Origin of the sequence: Amycolatopsis sp. NPDC058278, assembly GCF_042881395.1 — a bacterium.
Classification (GTDB): Bacteria; Actinomycetota; Actinomycetes; order Mycobacteriales; family Pseudonocardiaceae; genus Amycolatopsis.
In genome coordinates this window covers 125,035-144,956 of the sequence record NZ_JBHVXZ010000002.1, presented here as the reverse complement: position 1 = coordinate 144,956, position 19,922 = coordinate 125,035, and the positions used below count along the sequence as shown (strand labels likewise).

At 70.7% G+C, this 19,922-nt stretch carries 17 protein-coding genes; 6 read left to right on the top strand and 11 right to left on the bottom strand.

Going from position 1 to position 19,922, the window contains the following annotated elements; translation table 11 throughout:
* Window positions 1-791: 791 nt before the first annotated feature.
* The gene (locus tag ACFVYA_RS01620) at window positions 792-947 is read right to left on the bottom strand and encodes a hypothetical protein (protein ID WP_387041157.1); all 156 of its coding nucleotides are present in this window, start codon (window positions 945-947) and stop codon (window positions 792-794) included.
* Between the two features lie 156 nt (window positions 948-1,103).
* Between ACFVYA_RS01620 and ACFVYA_RS01615 the strand changes: the two genes are divergently transcribed.
* Genes ACFVYA_RS01615 through ACFVYA_RS01600 form a run of 4 tightly spaced genes read left to right on the top strand, consistent with a single transcriptional unit; the run spans window position 1,104 to window position 3,842 of the window.
* Complete coding sequence (locus ACFVYA_RS01615; protein ID WP_387041154.1) at window positions 1,104-1,649, top strand: YbaB/EbfC family nucleoid-associated protein; 546 nt, start codon at window positions 1,104-1,106, stop codon at window positions 1,647-1,649.
* A complete protein-coding gene (locus ACFVYA_RS01610) occupies window positions 1,649-1,996 on the top strand; it encodes a hypothetical protein (RefSeq protein WP_387041152.1) in 348 nt (115 codons plus the stop codon). The genes ACFVYA_RS01615 and ACFVYA_RS01610 overlap by 1 nt, the downstream gene beginning before the upstream one ends.
* An 11-nt stretch (window positions 1,997-2,007) precedes the next feature.
* Window positions 2,008-3,234 (top strand): hypothetical protein, encoded by a 1,227-nt coding sequence (locus tag ACFVYA_RS01605; protein ID WP_387041149.1) that lies wholly within the window; start codon window positions 2,008-2,010, stop codon window positions 3,232-3,234.
* Between the two features lie 2 nt (window positions 3,235-3,236).
* Complete coding sequence (locus ACFVYA_RS01600) at window positions 3,237-3,842, top strand: hypothetical protein (RefSeq protein WP_387041147.1); 606 nt, start codon at window positions 3,237-3,239, stop codon at window positions 3,840-3,842.
* On the opposite strand, the gene ACFVYA_RS01595 is transcribed toward ACFVYA_RS01600, so the two are convergent.
* From ACFVYA_RS01595 to ACFVYA_RS01560, 8 genes are all read right to left on the bottom strand, one after another.
* On the bottom strand, window positions 3,823-4,047 hold the full coding sequence (locus ACFVYA_RS01595) for a hypothetical protein (RefSeq protein ID WP_285988100.1): 225 nt from the start codon (window positions 4,045-4,047) through the stop codon (window positions 3,823-3,825). The genes ACFVYA_RS01600 and ACFVYA_RS01595 overlap by 20 nt on opposite strands.
* Window positions 4,048-4,113: 66 nt before the next feature.
* Window positions 4,114-5,454 (bottom strand): DUF4407 domain-containing protein, encoded by a 1,341-nt coding sequence (locus ACFVYA_RS01590; RefSeq protein ID WP_387041144.1) that lies wholly within the window; start codon window positions 5,452-5,454, stop codon window positions 4,114-4,116.
* Window positions 5,444-6,835 carry a hypothetical protein gene (locus ACFVYA_RS01585; protein ID WP_387041143.1) on the bottom strand — a complete coding sequence of 464 codons (1,392 nt, stop codon included), beginning with the start codon at window positions 6,833-6,835 and terminating at the stop codon, window positions 5,444-5,446. The genes ACFVYA_RS01590 and ACFVYA_RS01585 overlap by 11 nt, the downstream gene beginning before the upstream one ends.
* Window positions 6,832-8,853: a hypothetical protein gene (locus ACFVYA_RS01580; RefSeq protein WP_387041140.1), complete on the bottom strand. Its 2,022-nt coding sequence runs from the start codon at window positions 8,851-8,853 to the stop codon at window positions 6,832-6,834. The genes ACFVYA_RS01585 and ACFVYA_RS01580 overlap by 4 nt, the downstream gene beginning before the upstream one ends.
* Entirely contained in the window at window positions 8,850-9,557 is a 708-nt protein-coding gene (locus ACFVYA_RS01575) for a hypothetical protein (RefSeq protein ID WP_387041137.1), read from the bottom strand. The genes ACFVYA_RS01580 and ACFVYA_RS01575 overlap by 4 nt, the downstream gene beginning before the upstream one ends.
* Before the next feature lie 141 nt (window positions 9,558-9,698).
* Window positions 9,699-10,421: a Crp/Fnr family transcriptional regulator gene (locus tag ACFVYA_RS01570; RefSeq protein ID WP_387041134.1), complete on the bottom strand. Its 723-nt coding sequence runs from the start codon at window positions 10,419-10,421 to the stop codon at window positions 9,699-9,701.
* 212 nt (window positions 10,422-10,633) lie between these two features.
* Window positions 10,634-11,263, bottom strand: coding sequence for a zinc ribbon domain-containing protein (locus tag ACFVYA_RS01565; protein ID WP_387041132.1), 630 nt, complete (start codon window positions 11,261-11,263; stop codon window positions 10,634-10,636).
* 72 nt (window positions 11,264-11,335) lie between these two features.
* Window positions 11,336-12,508 carry an MFS transporter gene (locus ACFVYA_RS01560; protein WP_387041129.1) on the bottom strand — a complete coding sequence of 391 codons (1,173 nt, stop codon included), beginning with the start codon at window positions 12,506-12,508 and terminating at the stop codon, window positions 11,336-11,338.
* A 95-nt stretch (window positions 12,509-12,603) separates the two neighbouring features.
* On the opposite strand from ACFVYA_RS01560, the gene ACFVYA_RS01555 reads away from it, so the two are divergent.
* Window positions 12,604-13,104 carry an Lrp/AsnC family transcriptional regulator gene (locus ACFVYA_RS01555; RefSeq protein WP_285988092.1) on the top strand — a complete coding sequence of 167 codons (501 nt, stop codon included), beginning with the start codon at window positions 12,604-12,606 and terminating at the stop codon, window positions 13,102-13,104.
* A gap of 46 nt (window positions 13,105-13,150) precedes the next feature.
* Window positions 13,151-13,939 (top strand): M15 family metallopeptidase, encoded by a 789-nt coding sequence (locus ACFVYA_RS01550; RefSeq protein WP_387041125.1) that lies wholly within the window; start codon window positions 13,151-13,153, stop codon window positions 13,937-13,939.
* A gap of 54 nt (window positions 13,940-13,993) precedes the next feature.
* On the opposite strand, the gene ACFVYA_RS01545 is transcribed toward ACFVYA_RS01550, so the two are convergent.
* Complete coding sequence (locus ACFVYA_RS01545; protein WP_387041123.1) at window positions 13,994-15,760, bottom strand: hypothetical protein; 1,767 nt, start codon at window positions 15,758-15,760, stop codon at window positions 13,994-13,996.
* A gap of 165 nt (window positions 15,761-15,925) precedes the next feature.
* Complete coding sequence (locus tag ACFVYA_RS01540) at window positions 15,926-19,837, bottom strand: DNA-directed RNA polymerase subunit beta' (protein ID WP_387041119.1); 3,912 nt, start codon at window positions 19,835-19,837, stop codon at window positions 15,926-15,928.
* Window positions 19,838-19,922: the final 85 nt, after the last annotated feature.

The following is a 19,922-nucleotide window of genomic DNA, read 5'->3' as shown; positions in this document are numbered from 1 at the left end:
CGGTCTCGCGACCGGTAACTTCCCGGAGGGATTTCCGTCGGAACCCCGACCTGCCGAAGCCGGTGACCGGGTGCCTGAGCACCCCGTCCATGCGCACGGCACGCGGAGCGGCCCGACGCATGCCGGGCACGGTCTCCAAAGATACCCGCCCGGGTCCGGGAGGAACGCGGCGGGGGGTCTGTAGGTCGGCGAACCTCCAGCGTACCTCTCAACACCCCGGGCCTGCGGGACATTCCACGCCTCGGGTCGCGGGGGCGATCACGGTCGCGGCGCGGTGGGCGGTCCGGCGAGTGTGGAACTCGGCGGGCGGGTGGCGGCGGGGTGTGCGGGTGCCGGGGCTGGGCGGGCGCCGGCTTCCTCGCAGGGGGCCGCTGACGGGTGCCCGGGTGCTTGGGCTGCACGGGCAGCGGGGCGGCTCCCTCGGCGGGCGGCCGCCGAGAGGTGCGCAGGTGCTGGCGCTGCGCGGGCGGCTTCCTCACCGCCGGCGCGCCGATGCCAACGCTGCGCGGGCGCTTGGGCTGCGCGGGCAGCGGGGCGGCTTCCACGGGCGCGACCGCCGAGGCGATGCGCGGGTGCTGGCGCTGGGCGGGCACCGAAGCGGCCTCCCCGCATCCGGCCGCAGACGCGATGCGCGACCGCCGGGGCGGCTTCCTCGGGCGCGACCGCCGACAGCGTGCGCGGCCGCGGCCGCGGCCGCTGCGAGCAGCGGCGGGCAGCGGGCAGCGGGCGGCGGGCAGCGGGCGGCGGGCAGCGCAGCTTCAGCCGCGCGCCGCCTTCACCGCCCCGCTCCGTCAGTCCTCGTCCGGCTTGGCGTGGTCCGGCTTGCCCGGGTTCGGGTCGCGGGACAGGTCGATCAAGGGGTGCACGCCGGCGCCCTCCGGGGCCGCGTGACTGCCCGTCGGCTTGGGTTCTTCGGTCAGGCCTCCGGCCCCTTCGGTGCTGGTCATCACACACTCCTCGCGCGTTGTCCCCTGCTTCCCTCTCGGGCCGAAACCTACCCATTACCCGGTCGGGTGATGCAGTGGGATCGGATCGGCCGTTCCGTGCGTCACAGTGCGGCCGGAGGGTCACGATGGGTGCACCACGAAACGGAAGGCGGGCGCATGTCGGGCGAGTTCGAGCACCTGGTGGCCGAGTTCGAGCGGTTCCAGGCGGGCATCCGCCACGCCGACGACCGGTTCGCCGGGCTGGGCACCATGCAGCAACAGCTGACCGAACTGCGGGCGAGCGCCGCGTCGCGGGACGGGGGCGTCACCGTCGTCACCGGGCCCGGTGGGGCCGTCCTCGACGTCAAGTTCACCGAGGCCGCGCTCGCCAAGGGGCCGCAGGCGCTGTCGGCCACGCTGCTGACGACGCTGCGGGAGGCCGTCGGCGCGGCCGCGCGGCAGCAGGCGGTGATCGTCGAAGAGAACATGGGTGACGACCTCGGCCTGGTCGACCAGGTCCTCGAAACCCAGGCCGTGGCGTTCGGGACCACCGTCGAAGAACTGCGGTCGAAGCTCACCGAAGAGACGCTCACCGAAGAGCGGCCCGAGGACTTCTCCGAGCAACGAGTGCTCCGCCCGGCCGACCCGCCGCCGGCACCACCCGCGGGAGGCCCCTCGGCGGGCGACCGCTTCCTGCGCAACCTGTTCGACGAGGAGGACTGATGCCCGACGGAGCCGGCGGTTACCGGGTCCGGGTCGACGCGCTGCACAAGTACGCCGGCCAGCTGGACGAGTACCGCGAACAGGGCACGAAGATCACCGGAAAGGTGGCCCAGGCCGACGTCGGCGACAAGGCGTGGGGGGTGGTCGGCCTCTTCACCAAAAGCGGCTACGACGACACCCTCCGCGAGCTGCAGGCGCTGCTGGCGTCCATCTCGGACGGACTGGCGTCGGCGCAGGCCAAGCTGACCGACGCGGCGAACGTCTACCAAGGCGTCGAGGACGACCACAAGACCTTCTTCGGCCAGGTCGAGGTCCTGCTCGACGGCCCGCGCGAGCCGAAGCACTGAGGGGGAACGCCATGGCCGAGGTCGAAGACGTCGCGAGCGGCATCACCGTCAAGCCCGACGATCCGAAGACCGTGCTCGGGGTCAACGTCGACAACGCGATCAAGGCGACACCGTTCGCCGGGAGCGCGGTCACCGTCGGCAAGGACGCGGTCTCGGTGACGAAGGCCGTCTTCGCGCCGCAGCACGACGGCGCCGACATCACCCTCGCGCTCGGCACGATCGCCACCGACACGGCGAGCTTCATCCAGTCGAGTTCGAGCACCATCACCGACATCGCCACCGACCCGCTCGGCTGGCTGGTCGGGCAGGGGCTGAACTTCCTGGTCAACGCCGTCCAGCCGATCCAGGACGCGATCCACTTCGTCAGCGGCGACGGCCCGGCGCTGGGGGTCGCGGCGGAGAACTTCGGGGCGATCGCGACCGGGCTGGACAAGCTGGCCAAGAACTTCGCCGAGGTCGCCGACGAGTCGCTGAAGGGGTGGGAGGGCGACGCGGGCAACGCGGCGAAGACGGCGCTGGGCGAGTTCGCGCACGGCATCGAAGGCGTCGCCGGGAAGTCCGGCGACCTGGCCCGGATGCTGCAGCTCAACAGCATGCTGATGAGCTTCGTCGAGGACCTGATCAAGGCCATTCTCACCGAGTTCGTGACCTGGCTGATCCTGCTGTGGGTGCCGGCACTGGCCGCCGCGGTGCCGACGTGCGGGGCTTCGCTGTCCGCCGCCGCCCCGGTGACCGAGGTCAAAGCGGCCCAGACGACCGCGAAGACCACCCGGAAGGTGAACAAGCTGCGCGAGCTCCTGCAGAAGGTGCTCGACTGGCTCCGGAAGCTGCAGCAGAAGTTCGCCTCGACCACGCTGGGCAAGTCGCTGACGAAGATCGCGAAGGAGAACGAGGGCAAGGACCTCCTCCAGAAGGCCGTCGGCGACAAGGGCCTGATCGGCAAGCGCTGGGCGAAGGCCTTCGAGAACCCGGTGCTCGACGCCGCCGGCAAGGTCGACTACCGGAAGACGATGCTGAAGGCGGGCGCCACCGAAGCGCTCAAGAAGGGCGGCGAAGCGGCGATCAAGGGCGTGCTCGGCTACAACCCGGCCAACCCCGGCGACAACCCGGCCAAGACGGTCAACGACCACCTCGGCAAGCTCAACAGCCACGTCAAGAACGCGAAGAAGACGAGTGACCACGACGGCACGGGCCGGGACCAGTCCGTCGAGGAAACCCGCGAGGACCTGGACTTCTGACGATGCAGACGCTCTTCACGATCGGCGTCCTGGTGGTCGTGGCCGCGGTGGCCGCCGCGATCTGGTGGCGGTCGCAGCGGAAGGCGGCCGCGAGCCGCGAAGACCATTGGTTCAAGGCGTTCGCGGCCGAGCGGCGTGGCACGTTCGGCAGCGGTTCGCCGAGCTTCGGCGTGTTTCACCCGACCGGGCGACCGCTGACAGGGGCACCGGAGGACCCGTGGGTCGAGTTCCGCCTCGGCGACCGGCCGGTGCTCGGGATCGACACGCGGGAGTCCTACCGGCACTTCGACGACCACATCCACTTCCGCGACCTCCACGTCACCCAGGTGCGGGTGCCGCCGGGCCCGGAGCTGCGGATCGTCCCGGGCCGCCCGGTGTCCATGCCGACGCTCCCGCCGGACTCGGCGCTCGACGCCGAGCTGGCCCGCTGGCTGGCGGCGAACCCGCGGTTCGGGCAGCGGGAGGTCGTCGTCGAAAACGGCGCCGCGCGCACCTGGGGGCCGGGCTGCGCGACGCGGCAGAACCTCACCACGGAGGCCCGGTACCTCGCCGACCTGGCCGACCACCTGCCCGCGACGCTGTGGAACCTCAGCGGCGGCGCGTCGTGAGGTGGGTCAGGCCCGCCGACAGGGCGAAGATCAGCCCGAGACCGACGACGTAGGGCCCGGCCAGCAGGGCGAACCCGGCGCCGATGTTCGCGTCGGGCTGGTCGGAAGTGGCCCGGAAGCCGATCGCGCCCACCGACAGCAGGACCGCGCCGGCCGTGATGAGCACGACGGCGACCACCGTGAGGCGTTTGGTGACGGGCGTCATGCCTCCATGGTGCCCGGGGCCGCGCGGCTCCGCCGGATCAGCGGGCCCGCGCGGCCGGGAACTCCCCTACTGCTGGTTGCGCAGCTTCGCGGCCAGCCGGTCGATCTCGGCGTCCAGGTCCGACTCCCGCCGCGCCCGGGCGGACCGATCGGCCTCCTCGATGCTGTCGACCCTGGTCCGGAGGTTGTACTCGGTCCGCTGCAGCCAGACGTCGTTGTCCGCGGTGTCCTGCCGTTCCCGCAGCGTGACGTGCTTCTCGTGCAGCCGGCGGGCGACCTCGACCTGCCGGGAGACGAGCACGTCGTACGCCGTCGAGCCGCTCATCAGCTTCGTCAGCACCGGCATGCAGTCGATCGCGATCAGCAGCAGCCGCACGAGCCACTGGGCCGCGAACACGAGCACGCTGCGGTCGGAGAGCCGCCCGAGCGCTTCGTCCTCGTCGAGGATGCCGATCGCGCCCTGGTGCTCGCGCATCGACGTGACCTTCGCGGTGATGGCGTCGCTGACCTGCTGGCCGGCGGTCTGCCGGGCGCTGCCCAGCTTCGCGGTCAACGCGTCGATGTTCGTGTTGGCCGCGGTCAGGTCGGCCTGCCGCTTCTCGAGCTGGTTGTCGGTGCGGAAGCGGTCCGCCACCTGCCGGTTCCGGTCGCATTCGGGACCGTCGCCCGCCACGCCGGTGAGCCCTTCGCCCCGCGTGCCGCTGCACTCCGCGCGCGCCAGCTTCTCCAGCTGGTCCCACTGCGTGTGGAGGACGTCGTACTCCGACTTCGCCGCGTCCCGGTTCTTGCTCGCCTTGTCCAGCTCCTGCTGCGCCGCCTCCGGCGAGTTCTTGATGGTCAGCTGGAAGTTCCCGCACTCGGGGGTCTTGAGCGCCGGCGCACCCTCCGGGTTGCAGGTGCGGTAGTGGCTCTCGTAGGCGGACAGCTCGTTCTGCCTGCCGTCGAGGACTTCCTTGTGGATGGCGGGCTGGAAGATCCACAGCAGCAGCGGTTCCGCGATCACCGCCCCCATCAGCAGCGAGATCACCAGCCGGGGCACGAACACCCGGGTCTTGCCCCCACCGAGCATGCCGTGCGTGCTGGAGATCAGCCAGCCGTCGAAGCTGATGATGACGTAGGCCCACAGCGCACCGGCGGGCAGCAGGAAGATCCACGGCACGGTCGACAGATCGCTGAGCGCCACCAGCAGCGACAACCCGGCCAGCAGGCCGGTGTTGAAGATGATGGCGCCGAGCCGCGTGTAGCGCGGCCGCTCTTCCGGCACCCAGTCGAGGATCTCTTCGCGGATCCCGGCCAGGGCCCGCAGCCGCCTGCCGAGCCCGCGGTGGGGGTCCACCGGCCGGTAGGTCCCCAGCGGGACGTCGGGAGGAAGGGCGCCCCGGGTGGGCGCCTCGGTCTCAACTGACATCCTCTTCCCTCACCCCGGTGTCGTCGTCTTCGGTGTCTTCCGGCTCGGCCCGCGGAGCGGGCGAAGCCTTGTCCCCGGCGGCGAGCTCCGTCTTGCCGCCGCCCTCGAGCTGCTCCCGCGGCGTGCCTCCGGTCAGCTTGGTGATCAGCAGGTTCGGGTCCAGGTTCGTCATGTCGAGGTAGCCGTGCTTGCCGAGCTCCCGGATGACCTCGAGGGTGATCTCCTCCTTGCGCCGGGTCTCCGCGCGGGCCAGGCCGTGGTCTTCGCGCCGCCACTTGCGTTCCTCGCGGGACTGCTCGCGGCTCCACCGGCGTTGCTCGTTCCGGTGCTCGATTTCGTAGAGCCGCTCCTCGTGACGGCGGTCGAACGCGGCCTGCCGCTCGGTGCGCTCGATCTCGCCGCGGTGGCGGTTCTCGACGAGCAGCCGCTCGGCCATCTCGGTCGCGTCCAGCGAGCCGGCCACGTACGCGTTCGCCAGCGCGCTGTCCGGGTTGTTCCGGATGATCTCCGCCAGCGCGGTCATCTCCTCGCGGTCCTGCCCGCGCTGGTGCCGGTCGAACGCCTTCCGGTCGGCCAGGCGGTCGAGCTCGTACCGCTGCTGCTCGATCCCGACGACCCCGGAGTGGTGCACCCGCTCCCACTCCAGCCGCTGCTCGTGCGCCAGCCGCTCGGTGCTCAGCCGGTGGTCGTGCCCGCTCCGGTCGCGCTCGAGGTACTGGTCGTGGTGCTGGCGTTCCGCGGTCAGCGAATGGTCCAGGCGCTGCTGCGTCGTGTCCAGCTCGTGCTGGTACTCGATGCTGCGGCGGTTGCCCATCAGCTGCCGGTACTCGTCCGGGGTCAGCACCTCGACGCTGCGGAGTTCCACGGCGATGCCGGAGATCACCGGCGGCTTGAGCGTGGTGAAGGCCTTCACCTGGGCGTTGACGTCCCGGCGGACGTCGTTGATCTGCAGCAGCCGGTACTCCAGGCCCAGCTCGAAGATCCGGTGGTGGCTCTTGAGGTAGGCCCGCAGCAGCGTTTGCGCGTCGCCTCGCCCCTCCCGGACGACGCTGACGGGGTTCGTCACGGTGCAGACGAACGTGACGCGCATGGTGAAGTCGTCGGCTTCGGCGGACGGGATGGCCAGCTCGACGATCACCTCGGCGTCGCGGGTCAGGTCCACCAGGCTGACGTGGGTGGCTCGCACGACCTGTTCTTCGTCCAGGCGCCGCTGGGCGCTGTCGAGGACGTATTCGCCGTCGACGCGGTAGACGAAGACCTGGTGCGCGTTCGGCCTCGGCAGTTCGCCGTGTTCGCGATATTCCTTGCGCCAGAAGAACTTCCCCTTGGTCTGCGCGGGATCCAGTGGGCGTTGTTCGACGATCGGGTAAGGCTCGGTCATGGCAGTGCGGCAGCCTCTCGGTGCAGGTGGGAGATCGCGGCGAGCAGGTGCTCGACCAGAGGGGAACTGTCTTTGCGGGTGCGTGCCTCCAGCGCGGCGAAGTCCGCGCGGAGGAGGCCGGCTTCGCCGGGGGGCAGGGCCGCCGAAATGGCCAGCCCGAGCGAAGTCGCGACCGCGACGGGGTCGTCGCAGAGGTGCTTGAGGTCGTCGAGGGCGGAGCGCAGGACGGTCAGCGCCCGCTTGCGCGTCGGCCGGTTGCGCAGGACCGCGGCCCACAGCCGCCCTTGGACGGGCGCGGTTCGGTCCCCCGCGCGGCAGAGGTGCGTGGTGGCGGCGTGCCGGCCGGAGACCCGGTCGCGCGCGGCGAGCACGCTGAGGGTCGCCCGGGTGGCCGCCCGGATGTACTCCGGCTTGGTGCCCGGGTTGTCCAGCCGCCGCACTTTTCCGTCGAGCAGCGTCAAGACGACCCCGGCGTCCTCGGTGCGCCGGGTCAACGTGACGAACAGCGCGGCGAGAGCGACGTGCGCGTCCCCCGTGACCGTGTGGCTCTGCAGGATGAGCTGCCAGAGGCGGTTGGCCGCTTCGTGCGGGTAACGGGCGCCGAGCTCGCCGCTCAGCGCGACCGCGCCCGTCCACCGTTCGGCCGGGGTGCCGCGCCCGGCCCACTGCGCCGCCAGCTGGAGCGCCTCCGGGGCGAGGGCTTCGTCGTAGCTCAGCAGCCACAGCACGTGGGTCGCGGTGGTCTGGCCCGGCCAGCCGCGCTTGCCGTCGGCCCACGGCGCCAGGATGTCGTCGACCTCGTCGAAGGCGTACCGCGCGAGTTCGGCGAGCCCGGCGGCGACCCGCAGGCCCTCCTCCGGCATCACCTCGTCGAGCCACGCGGAGACGCCGTCCCAGAACGGCGCTTCTTCGCGGGCCCACAGTTCGGCGAGCACGAACCGCCGGTACCGCGGCTCCCGGAACCGGGGGCAGTGCCGGGCGACCCCGTCCGAGCCGGCCCGCTCGACCTTGATCAGGCTGTCGGACGCGTAGAGCTTGAGCCGGTGTTGCCGCAGCAACTCGGGCTGTGGGCGCTCGCCGAGGTCCGGCTCGTCGCCCACGACCGACTCGGCGAGCTTCGCCGCCAGCTTTCCCAGCGCCGACTCGAAGGTCCGTTGCCGCGCCCCGTCGAGGAACGCCAGTGCGGTGGCGGCCAGGAAGTCCCGTTCGTCCCGCTCTTCGTCGAACCACGTCCGGACCCGGTCGTGCAGGGACGCGTCCAATTTGGGCAGCGCCTCCTCGACCGTCAGCCCCTCGCCGAGGTCGGCCGCGACGGCGGCGAGGTCGGTCAGCTGCCCGCCGTCGGGCCAAGCACGCAGAACCCGTTCGACGACCTCGTCGGCGCCGTCGAGGCCGGCGAGCCGGACGCGCAGCACCTGCCGCGGGTCGGGCTGTTCCCACCGCACGTGGGCGACGGCGTCGACTTCACCGCACCCGGTCGGTGTGGTCGTGGTGACGACGAGGTGCGCCCCCTGGTCGCGGACGCGGTCGCGGACCGTCCGCCACGTGAAGTCGACGTCGGCGGCTTTTCGCTCCGCGATGCGGTCGGCGATGATGTAACCGCTTCCCGCCGTGTAGTCGCGTTCGGCCAGGCTCTTGAGCCGGTTCATCGGGGACAGCAGGTACAGCGGCCCGTCGGTGACTTCGCGCAGCAGCGCGATCGCGCCGGCCCGCTTCCCGGTCCCCCGGTCGCCGTGCAGGCCGACGACGTGGTCCTTGCGCAGCGCGCCGAGCGCCGTGTCGTAGCCGGCAGGCGTGACGTAGTGGCTCAGCTCGGCCCGGACATCGGCGTCGTCGAGCTTGCCGGCCGCGGCCTTGACGCGTGCCGGCCGCTGCGGGCCGATGCCGAACTGGGCGCCGTCGGCGTAGATCGGGCCGTTGAACTGGTTCACCGCGCCCGCGAGCTGTTCGGTGTAGTCGTCGCCGGGCGGGGGCTCCGGCGTCTCGGCCGGCTTTTCCGCCGGTTCTTCCTCGCTCATGAGCCGTGCTTGATCCCGAAGACCGCGTTCGTCGCGTCGACGCTCCCGTTGACCACGGTGATCGCCTCGGCGCGGTAGTGCGGCCCGGCCGTGCCGGTCACCCGGGTGCCCGCCGGATCGGCGGGGAGCCGGGGCCGGTCGGCCGAGAGCCGGGCGTCGTGCACGTCGTGTCCCGGGACCCGGAGCCACGCCACGTCGGTGAATTCCTTCTGCCGCACCACGACTTCCCGGAACTGCCCGGGTTTCAGCGAGGTGTGGCGCTGGGCCACGACGTCGGTGTAGATCTGCCGCGAAACGAGCACGGCCAGGTCGGCGTCCGGGAACGCGTGGAGGGCGCCGCGGACGGGCGCGCTGTCGACGAGGCGGCTCACGCCCACCACGCCCTGTCCCGTCCAGCCGTTCGCGCCGGGCATCGCGACCCCGTGGTGGATCGCGATCCGGATGCGCATCCGGGTCTCGGCCGCGAGGTCGTGGTTGTGGTCGGCGAGCGCCGCGACCAGCTCGCGGACGTAGTCGTCCACGACCGCCGGTTCGGGGGTGTCCGGTGGGAGGATCGCCAGTTCGCCGTCACCGGCGCCCTGCCGGTGCCAGGTCGTCCGGTCCAGGCCGCACCGGCCGGCGGCGGTGTCCGCCACGGCGAGCAGGCCGGATTGGATCGAAGCGTGCTGCCGGTCGTCCCGGCCGCCGTAGCCTTGCACGTCCATGGAAACGAGCAGATGACGGGAAAAATCGCTGCCGCGAGCCAAGGTCATTGTCCTTTTTCGGAGCCGTCAGGAGATGAGCGCAGAGTCTGCCTGCACTACGTGACCAAGACTCCGGAAAATTCCGTGATCTGCACCGGTTCGTTAGCCAGGTTCAGCGAACATCACTAGCCCGTTCAGGTCAAGAATGGTTACTGTCCGGTATCGGTACGCGATGTAGTTCTTCTCCTTCAATTGGCGGACAGCCAATTGGGTTGCGTCCCGGCCCGCCCCGATCAGCTTGCCGAACTCCGCTTGCGAAAGCTGGATCCCCAGCCTGATCCCGGCCTCACCGGGGGCACCGTGGTACTCAGCCAGTTCGAGCAGGACCCGGGCGAGCCGCACCGCCGTGTCGTACCCGGCGAAGTCGAGCCGTCGGCGGTTCGCCCAGTCGAGCCGGTCGGCGATCATGTGGCAGACCACCCGCCAGGCTTCTTCCCGGCGCCGCAGGAAGAGCCGGAAGTGCTCCAGCGGGATCCGGTGCACCGTCATCGCCCGGCACGCCGTCACCGTCGCCGAGCGAGGGCCTTCCCGCAGCACCCCCATCTCGCCGACGAGATCACCGCTCACCCTGATGCCCAGCAGGCTTTCGGTGCCGTTCCGGTCCGCCGCGGTGACCTTGACGCACGCCAGCCTGGGCTGCTTCCCGTGCCCGAGCAGGAAAACGTGCGTGCTGGGTTCCCCCTGGTGCAGCAGAACCGTCCCGGCGGGACACGGTTTCGGACTCCCCAGTCTCAGCAGCTCACCGGCCAGCGCACCCGGTAGCCGCGACATCACCGTGCCACCCGGCCATTCCGTGCCGTTTCCGCCCGCACCGCCGACCGCCACGCCGCACCCTCCTCGACGAGTCCCGGAACGACCGCCGTTCCGGTTCCGTGCCCGCGAGCCCCCCTCGCGCACCCTAGACAAATACCCGCGGCGAAGGCGGTTGTCGATGCCCGGAAAAAGGACACGGCCCGCATCGCGGGCCGTGTCGGCGGAACCTGACGGAATTCGTGGGAAAGGGTGGTAAGACGCCGGTTTTCGGAGCGCGCCCCGGCTCAGAGTTCGGCGCCGCAATCGGAGCAGAACAACGCTCCCGGCTTGTTGCTCTCACTGCCGCAGCCGCCGCAGGCGACCTTCAAGGCCAGCGACGTGCCGCAGGACGAACAGAACTTGCCACCGTCCGCTTTCAGGCCGCAGCCCGGGCAGGTGACCTTGGCCCGGGTTTCGAGGTCCAGGCCCGCCGTCCAGTCCTTATCGCGGGCCTTGTCCCAGATCTGGTCGCGCTGGGCCGCGGCCTGGGCGCGCGAGATCTCCTCCGCGACGCTCGGCGAGCAGCGCAGGCACTGGCCGATCTCCTCGTTCCAGCACTGGTCCTGGCACATCCAGTCGCCGCAGCCGCGGCACTGGCGGAAACTCGGGGTGATCTCCTCGACCGCCGCCGCCAGGGCCTTGTCCTTGGCCGGCGAGTTCGTCGCGCGGTCGTAGCGCCACTGGTCGGCCGAGTTGCTCAGGTCGCGCAGCGTCCCACCGAAGAACGAGCCCACCGCGCGAAGCACGCTTCGGCCGGTCTCGACGTTGTCGCGCTGGAAGGCGGAACGGAAACCGTTGCCGCAACGCTCGCAACGGAACTCGAACTGGTACCCCTGCGTGTTCGAGAGGTCCGAGAAGTTGTCCGTGAAAGGCACCGAGTCAGCCACGGCCCATCTTGGCGCCCGGCCGCGGCCGCGGGGACGAGAGATTTGCCGACAACGGCCCGGTCACCGGCCGTCACGGGCGGCGGAGAACGCCAGCGGGAGCAGGGCCAGCACCCCGCCGACCACCGCGACCAGCCCGTACCCGCCGCCCGCGAACAGCGCCCCCGACCCCAGGCCGGCCAGCGCGGACGCCGACCAGACGACCGCGTCGACGGTGCCCTGCACCCGGCGGCGCGTCTCCGGCGCGAGGTCCCGGCTGAGCTGCGCGCTGCCGCCGACGAACACCAGGTTCCAGCCGTAGCCCAGGAGGAACAGCGCGATCGGCAGCCCGGAGGTGTGCGCGGTCGGCGCCGCGAGCGCGGTCGCCGCGGCCAGCGCGAGGACGCCGAGGCCCGCGTTGACGGCTACGTGCGGGCCCCAGCGGTCGGCGATCCGGCCGGACAGCGGCGCCAGCGCGAACATCCCGAACAGGTGCGCGCTCAGCACCCAGCCGACGACGCCGAGGCCGTGCCCGTGCGCCTGCAGCTGCAACGGCGTCATCGTCATCACCGCCCCCATCGTGAGCTGCGCGGCGACCATCGCGACCAGCGGCCGCACGACGCCGGCCGGCCGCACCGGGCCGGGCGCGGCCACGACCGGCCCCGGCGGCACGTGCCGCGGGAGGAACGCCGCCGCCAGCGCCGCGCCCGCCGTGGCCAGGACCGCCACCGCGGCCGGGCCGGACAGCGACGGCCAGCCGAAGCCGGCCGCGGCGCCGGCCGCCGGAGCCATCAGGGCCGGCCCGGCGAGCGCGCCGATGGTCCCGCTCCAGACGACGGTCGAGAGCGCGCGCCCCCGGCGGTCCTCGGGGTACAGGTCCGCGGCCAGGTACCGCGAGAGCTGCGCACCGCCGTTGCCCAGCCCGACCAGCAGGATGCCGAGGAGCAGCGGCACGACCGACGTCGCCAGCGCGCCCGCGAACGCCACCAGCGCGCCGGCCGCGGCGAGGCCGTAGCCACCGGCCAGCACCCGGCGACTGCCGTGGACCGGCAGCAGCCTCCCGGCGCCGAGCGCGCCCGCCGCGGTGCCGAGCACGTTCGCCACGCTCGGCAGCCCGCTCCAGACCGCGCCGCTGCCGGCGGCGACGATCAGCGTGGCCGCGGTACCGAGGCCGACCGTGGCCGTGTTGAGCAACGCGACACCGGTGAACAGTGCCCCCATCGACCGGGTCCGGCCGGTCACCGTCGAAGTCCCCATGAGCGGCAACGTTAGGGAAATCCGGCCGCGGTTCGAAGGGCCGATGCACGGGATTTCGCTCGCCCCGCCCGTGCATCGGAAGGAAGATGAGGCCCATGACCTTCCGTTCGGAAAAGGCGCTGGACGACGTCGACTGGCGGCTGCTGGACCTGCTGCAGGCCGACGGGCGGCTGTCGTTCAAGGAGCTCGGGCGGCGGATCAACCTGTCGGCGCCGGCGGTGGCCGAGCGGGTGCGGCGGCTGGAGGAGACCGGGGTGATCACCGGCTACCGCGCCCAGGTCGACGCGCGGCGCGCGGGCCAGCCGCTGCAGGCGTTCGTCGAGATGCGGTGCGCGCTGAGCAGCTGCCTGCTGAAGACGTCGAAGGCCGAGGACTACCCGGAGGTCGTCGAGATCCACCGGCTGAGCGGCGACCACTGCACGATGCTGAAGATCCGGGCGGCGTCGCTCGAGCACTTCGAGGGGCTGCTGGAACGGCTGGGCAAGCACGGCGAGCTGCGGTCGTCGGTGGTGCTTTCCACGCAGTTCGAGGGACGGCCGGTGCAGCCACCCTCGGACGACTTCCTGCGCGCGACAACGTCCGAAGGCTGGTCCTGACCGGTCGGCGGCTGTGCGCCGGGGGCCGAGCTGATAGACGAGAGGGATGCCGATCTTCACTCGCCGGGTGCGCGCCCTCGCCGTCACCCTCGCCGCGGCGGCCGGTCTCGCCGTCCCCACGCCCGCGCAGGCCACGACCACGTCCCGGGCCTTCGTCGCGCTCTCCGACGTCGCGCCGTCGATCCTGCAGGACATCCGCTACGACACGCGGCACAACTTCGTCGGCCGCCGCGTCGACGGGTACCGCCAACCGCTGTGCCTCCTGACCCGGCAGGCCGCCGAAGGCCTGCGGAAGGCACAGGCTCAGCTGGTCAAGCGCGGTTACACGCTCAAGGTCTACGACTGCTACCGCCCGCAGCGCGCCGTCGACCACTTCGTGCGGTGGGCCAAGGACCTCGCCGACGAGAAGATGAAAGCGGAGTTCTACCCGAACGTCACCAAGGACCGGCTCTTCGCCGACGGGTACATCGCCGAGAAGTCCGGGCACAGCCGCGGCAGCACGATGGATCTCACGCTCGTCCGCCTCCCGCCACCGTTCCAGCGGCCGTACGTCCCGGGCGAACCGCTCAAGGCGTGCTTCGCGCCGCGGGACCAGCGCTTCCCCGACAACACCGTCGACATGGGCACCGGCTACGACTGCTTCGACCCGCTCGCCCACACCGACAACCCGGCGATCACCGGTGTCGCCCGGAAGCACCGCGACCTGCTGCGCTCGACGATGGCCGCGGCGGGCTTCCGCAACCTGCCCGAGGAGTGGTGGCACTTCACGCTGAACGGCGAGCCGTTCCCGGACACCTACTTCGACTTCCCGGTGTCCCGCGGAAGCCTGCACTGACGCGAAAAAGCGCCCCCGGTCCACTGTGGACCGGGGGCGCTTCGCTTTCCAGCGTCAGATCGTGCGCCGGCGACGACGGGCGCCGAACACCAGGCCGCCGCCGAGGGCGAGGGCGAGCAGCGCGAGCGCGCCGAGCCCGATCGCGTCGACGCCGGTGCTGGCCAGCCCGGAGCCGCCGCTCTGGCCACCGCCGGTCCCGCCCGGTGCGCCGGTCGTCGAGGTCGGGGCACCGGCGGTGCAGTCCGCCGGGTTGGCCGGCACCGCGGGCAGCGGCGCATCACCCTGCTCCGCTTCGACCTGGAGCTTGACCGGGCGGTCGGCCGGGCCGCGGACGAAGATCGACCAGGGGTTCTCTTCCTTGATCTTCCACCCCGCCGGCGGCAGGAAGAACAGCCGGTACTCAGGCCCGGGCACCACGTCGTGGAACTCGAAGTGGCCCTTCGCATCGGTCGTCTGTTCGGCCGTGACCGGGCAGTGCCGGTCGGACACCAGCACGACCTTGACGCCGGCGACCGGCTGCTTGATCTCGCCACGGTCGTCGTAGACGGCCACGTCGCCGACCACGGTCGCCTTGACCCCGGGCACCGCCGCCTGGGCGCTCGCGTTCGGGTGCTCCTCGATGCCGACCTCGCGGTAGCCGAAGTCGCAGTCCGCCGTGACGACGCCGCTGTTCCGAGCCGCGTCCGGCACCCGCTCGGTGACGTCGAAGGTCCGCGTCTGTCCGGGAGCGATCGTCACGCCGTCGGCAAAGGTGTCGAGATCTCCCCACCCGGGGCCGCCCTTCAGCGCGAAGTCGGAGCCGAAGCGGTCGCACGAGGCCACGATGCCGGTGAGCGGGATCGAGCCGGAGTTGGACAGCGTCACGGTGAGGTGCGCGAGGTCGCCGGGCTGGTAGCTGTCCTGGGTGAACACCATCGACGCCTTCAGCGCGCCGTGCAGCGGCGGCACGGCCCGGATGAGCAGGTCCTTCGAGCCCGTTCCGACGTGGACGTTCTGGAACGGGATCAGCCAGTCGCCGGCCGGCACGCCACCGAGGTAGTACGTGGCCGACGGGACCTTGCCGAAGTCGATCTTCCCCTCGGGGCCGCTCGTGGCCGCGTACTGGTTCGAGCCGTACGGGTACCGCAGCGTGACCGGGATGCCGGTCAGCTGCTCGCCGTCGTCGAAGACGCCGTTGCCGTTCCGGTCGCCGTACACCGTGGCCCGGGCGGGCAGCAGCGTCTGCTCGACCTTCGCCGTGGCGCCGAAGTCGGCGACCCGGCGGCCGTCGCTGTCGAAGACCTGCCCCTCGAGGACCACCTCCGTCTGGGTGATGTCCCGGATCTTCCCCGTCTTCTTCAGCTCGAAGCTCTCCCCCGGTTGGAGGTCCACACCCGACTGCTGCACGAGCTTGCCCCAGCCGTTGTCGTCGAAGAAGACGAGCAGGTCGGTCGGCTTGCTCATGCCCTGGGCGATGTGGATGCCCTTGGCAGGGACCGTTCCGGTGTTGGTCAGTGTGAAGGTGAAGGGGACGTCCTCGTCGGACTGGTACACCTTTTTGCCGAGGGCGGCCGTGGCAGTGACCTGCGCTTTGTCGTCCCCCGCGGCCTGCGGCTGCGCCGCCGCGGGCTTGTTCTCCGGCTCGGTGGAGCTCGGTGCGGAACTCGGCTCCGGAACCGGGGCCTCCGAAGTGGACGGCGCTTCGGATGTGGCCGGTGCGGTGGCGGTCGGTGTCGGCTCGTCCGCGGCCGCCGGGCCGGCGAACACGCTGGTCAGCACGGCCGCGGCCGTGAGCGTGGCGAAACCGCGCGCGAGCGATCTCGCACTCTTGGATATGTTCACGAACAGTCACCCCTGATTACCCGTTGAACGCGCAAAGCCCCCGAGCCGCGTGAACCGGCTCACTCTAGCGAGATCGAAGCGGGGTGAATACCCGTTTGGGTGACAGTTGCGAAACGCCGAAAGGCCCCCGCCGGAAACCGGCGAGGGCCTTTCGTCGAATCAGCTTCAGCGGAAGTCGCGGCCGAAGTCGTAGTCGTCCAGCGGAACCGCGGCACCGGTACCCGTACCGAACACGTCCGGGGTGTAGTAACCGTCGTCGTAGGACGGGATCGCGTACGCCGCGACCCGGGCCTCTTCGGTCGGCTGCACCTGGATGTTGCGGTACTTGTTGATACCCGTACCGGCCGGGATCAGCTTACCGATGATCACGTTCTCCTTGAGGCCGACGAGCTTGTCCGAGCGGCCGTTGATGGCCGCGTCGGTCAGGACTCGCGTGGTCTCCTGGAACGACGCCGCCGACAGCCACGAGTCCGTGGTCAGCGAGGCCTTCGTGATGCCCATCAGCACCGGACGGCCCGAAGCCGGCTCGCCGCCTTCGGCGACCGAGGCCCGGTTCGTCGCCTCGAACTTCGTCCGCTCGGGCAGCTCGCCCGGCAGGAAGTCCGTGCCACCCGAATCGATGACCGTCACCCGGCGCAGCATCTGCCGGACGATGACCTCGATGTGCTTGTCGTGGATCGACACACCCTGCGCGCGGTACACCTTCTGGACCTCGTCCACCAGGTGGATCTGCGCCTCGCGCGGCCCCATGACCCGCAGGACCTCGTGCGGGTCCGGCGTGCCCTCGAGCAGCTGCTGACCGACGTGGACGTGGTCACCGTCGCCCAGCGGGCCGTTCGGGGTGTTCGCGAGCCGCTGCCGCTTGGACAGCTTGTCGAAGACGATCTCCTCGCCCCCGTCGTCCGGGATGAGGGTGATCTTCCAGAACCGCTCGCTCTCCTCGATCCGCACGCGGCCGTCGACGTCGGCGATGGGCGCCTTGCCCTTCGGGACGCGGGCCTCGAACAGCTCCTGGACACGCGGCAGACCGGTCGTGATGTCGTCACCGGCCACACCACCCTGGTGGAACGTACGCATCGTCAGCTGCGTACCCGGCTCACCGATCGACTGGGCGGCGACGATACCCACCGCCTCGCCGACGTCGACGAGCAGACCGGTCGCCATCGAGCGGCCGTAGCAGGTCGCGCAGATACCGACGACCGACTCGCAGGTCAGCACCGAGCGGACCTTGACCTTCGCGATGCCGCTGGAGATCAGCTTGTCGATGGCCGGGTCGCCGATGTCGTCGCCGGCGTTCAGCACGACGTTGCCCTTGGCGTCCACCGCGTCCGTCGCGAGGTTCCGCGCGTACACGCTGGTCTCGACGTGCTGGTCGCGCAGGATCTTGCCGTCGCCGATGTCCTCGCCGATCGGCATCATGATGCCGCGGGTGGTGCCGCAGTCGGTCTCGCGGACGATGACGTCCTGCGAGACGTCCACCAGACGCCGGGTCAGGTAACCCGAGTCGGCGGTCCGCAGCGCCGTGTCCGCCAGGCCCTTGCGGGCACCGTGCGTCGCGATGAAGTACTCCGCCACCGACAGGCCCTCACGGAAGTTGGCCTTGATCGGACGCGGGATGTACTCACCCTTCGGGTTCGACACCAGGCCACGCATACCGGCCAGCGACCGGACCTGCGTCATGTTACCGGCGGCGCCCGACTTCACGATCATGGCGATCGGGTTGTCGTCCGGCAGCGCCGTCTCCATGATCTTGTGGACCTCTTCGGTGGCCTGCGTCCACACCTTGACGAGCTCGTTGTTGCGCTCGGCGTGCGACAGCTGACCACGCTGGTAGCGCTTCTCCACCTGGGAGGCCTTGCCCTCGTACTCGTCGAGGATGGCCTTCTTGCCTTCCGGCACCAGGACGTCGGAGATCGCCACGGTGACACCCGACCGGGTCGCCCAGTAGAAACCGGCGTCCTTGAGCCGGTCCAGGGTCTGCGCGACCTGGGTCATCGAGTACCGCTCGGCGAGGTCGTTCACGATCGCGGCCTGCCGCTTCTTCGGCATCGGCTCGTTGATGAACGGGTAGTCCGCCGGCAGCAGCTCGTTGAACAGCACGCGGCCCAGGGTCGTCTCGGCCAGCCACGCCTTGCCCGGCTCCCAGCCCTTCTCCGCGAGCTTCGCCTCGTCGGCCTTCGCCGGCTGACGGTCGGTGATGCGGATCTTGACCGGCGCGTGCAGGCTCAGCACCTTGCGGTCGTACGCCATGATCGCCTCGGCCGTCGACGAGTACGCGTTGCCCGCGCCCTCGGCCGTCTCGGTGAGGCGGGTCAGGTGGAACAGGCCCGTCACCATGTCCAGCCGCGGCATGGCGAGCGGACGGCCCGACGCCGGCGACAGGATGTTGTTCGCCGACAGCATCAGGATCCGGGCCTCGGCCTGCGCCTCGGCCGACAGCGGCAGGTGCACCGCCATCTGGTCACCGTCGAAGTCCGCGTTGAACGCCTCGCAGACCAGCGGGTGCAGCTGGATGGCCTTGCCCTCGACCAGCTGCGGCTCGAAGGCCTGGATGCCGAGGCGGTGCAGCGTCGGCGCGCGGTTCAGCATCACCGGGTGGCCGGTGATGACCTCTTCCAGCACGTCCCACACCTGCGGCCGCGAGCGCTCCACCATCCGCTTGGCGGACTTGATGTTCTGTGCGTGGTTCAGGTCGACCAGCCGCTTCATGACGAACGGCTTGAACAGCTCGAGCGCCATGTCCTTCGGCAGACCGCACTGGTGCAGCTTCAGCTGCGGGCCGACGATGATGACCGAACGGCCCGAGTAGTCGACGCGCTTGCCGAGCAGGTTCTGGCGGAACCGGCCCTGCTTGCCCTTGAGCAGGTCGGACAGCGACTTCAGCGGCCGGTTGCCCGGGCCGGTGACCGGACGCCCGCGGCGGCCGTTGTCGAACAGCGCGTCGACGGCCTCCTGCAGCATCCGCTTCTCGTTGTTGACGATGATCTCGGGCGCGCCGAGGTCGATCAGCCGCTTGAGGCGGTTGTTGCGGTTGATCACCCGGCGGTACAGGTCGTTCAGGTCCGACGTCGCGAACCGGCCACCGTCGAGCTGCACCATCGGGCGCAGGTCCGGCGGGATGACCGGTACGGCGTCGAGCACCATGCCGCGCGGGTCGTTACCGGTGGCCTGGAACGCCGCGACGACCTTCAACCGCTTCAGCGCGCGGAGCTTCTTCTGCCCCTTGCCGTTGCGGATGGTGTCGCGCAGGTTGTCGGCCTCCGCGGCGACGTCGAACTCGGCGGCCAGCTTCTGGATGGCCTCCGCGCCCATGCCGCCGGTGAAGTACTCGCCGTAGCGGTCGACGAGCTCGCGGTAGAGCATCTCGTCGGCGATCAGCTGGCGGGTGTCCAGCTTCGTGAAGGTCGTCCAGACCTCCTCGAGGCGGTCCAGCTCGCGGCCGGCGCGGTCGCGGAGCTGGCGCATCTCGCGCTCGCCGCCCTCCTTGACCTTGCGGCGGACGTCGGACTTGGCGCCCTCCGCCTCCAGCGCGGCCAGGTCGGCTTCGAGCTTCTGCGCGCGGGCTTCGATGTCCGCGTCACGCTTGGTCTCGAGGTTCTTGCGCTCGACGCCGATCTCGTTCTCGAGGGTCGGCAGGTCGTTGTGGCGCAGCTCCGTGTTCACGCCGGTGATGACGTAAGCAGCGAAGTAGATGATCTTCTCGAGGTCCTTCGGCGCCAGGTCCAGCAGGTAGCCCAGGCGGGACGGAACACCCTTGAAGTACCAGATGTGGGTGACCGGGGCGGCCAGCTCGATGTGGCCCATCCGCTCGCGGCGCACCTTGGCGCGGGTCACCTCGACGCCGCAGCGCTCACAGATGATGCCCTTGAAGCGGACGCGCTTGTACTTGCCGCAGTAGCACTCCCAGTCCCGGGTCGGACCGAAGATCTTCTCGCAGAAGAGGCCGTCCTTCTCGGGCTTGAGCGTCCGGTAGTTGATGGTCTCCGGCTTCTTGACCTCGCCGTACGACCACTGACGGATGTCGTCGGCCGTGGCGAGACCAATGCGGAGCTCATCGAAAAAGTTGACGTCCAGCACGTCTAGATCCCCTTGGGGTTGTTTCGGCTAGAGAGGGGTGGCGGGCGAGGCGGGACCCACGGGAGGTAGGTCCCGCCTCAGCTCG

Excerpts from the sequence above, each read along its gene's own strand:
- ACFVYA_RS01600 (WP_387041147.1), top strand. The coding sequence starts at position 3,237 with ATGCAGACGCTCTTCACGATCGGCGTCCTGGTGGTCGTGGCCGCGGTG.
- ACFVYA_RS01560 (WP_387041129.1), bottom strand. The coding sequence starts at position 12,508 with ATGGGGACTTCGACGGTGACCGGCCGGACCCGGTCGATGGGGGCACTG.
- ACFVYA_RS01605 (WP_387041149.1), top strand. The coding sequence starts at position 2,008 with ATGGCCGAGGTCGAAGACGTCGCGAGCGGCATCACCGTCAAGCCCGAC.
- ACFVYA_RS01550 (WP_387041125.1), top strand. The coding sequence starts at position 13,151 with ATGCCGATCTTCACTCGCCGGGTGCGCGCCCTCGCCGTCACCCTCGCC.
- ACFVYA_RS01595 (WP_285988100.1), bottom strand. The coding sequence starts at position 4,047 with ATGACGCCCGTCACCAAACGCCTCACGGTGGTCGCCGTCGTGCTCATC.
- ACFVYA_RS01555 (WP_285988092.1), top strand. The coding sequence starts at position 12,604 with ATGACCTTCCGTTCGGAAAAGGCGCTGGACGACGTCGACTGGCGGCTG.
- ACFVYA_RS01575 (WP_387041137.1), bottom strand. The coding sequence starts at position 9,557 with ATGGACGTGCAAGGCTACGGCGGCCGGGACGACCGGCAGCACGCTTCG.
- ACFVYA_RS01615 (WP_387041154.1), top strand. The coding sequence starts at position 1,104 with ATGTCGGGCGAGTTCGAGCACCTGGTGGCCGAGTTCGAGCGGTTCCAG.
- ACFVYA_RS01620 (WP_387041157.1), bottom strand. The coding sequence starts at position 947 with ATGACCAGCACCGAAGGGGCCGGAGGCCTGACCGAAGAACCCAAGCCG.
- ACFVYA_RS01580 (WP_387041140.1), bottom strand. The coding sequence starts at position 8,853 with ATGAGCGAGGAAGAACCGGCGGAAAAGCCGGCCGAGACGCCGGAGCCC.
- ACFVYA_RS01610 (WP_387041152.1), top strand. The coding sequence starts at position 1,649 with ATGCCCGACGGAGCCGGCGGTTACCGGGTCCGGGTCGACGCGCTGCAC.
- ACFVYA_RS01590 (WP_387041144.1), bottom strand. The coding sequence starts at position 5,454 with ATGTCAGTTGAGACCGAGGCGCCCACCCGGGGCGCCCTTCCTCCCGAC.
- ACFVYA_RS01585 (WP_387041143.1), bottom strand. The coding sequence starts at position 6,835 with ATGACCGAGCCTTACCCGATCGTCGAACAACGCCCACTGGATCCCGCG.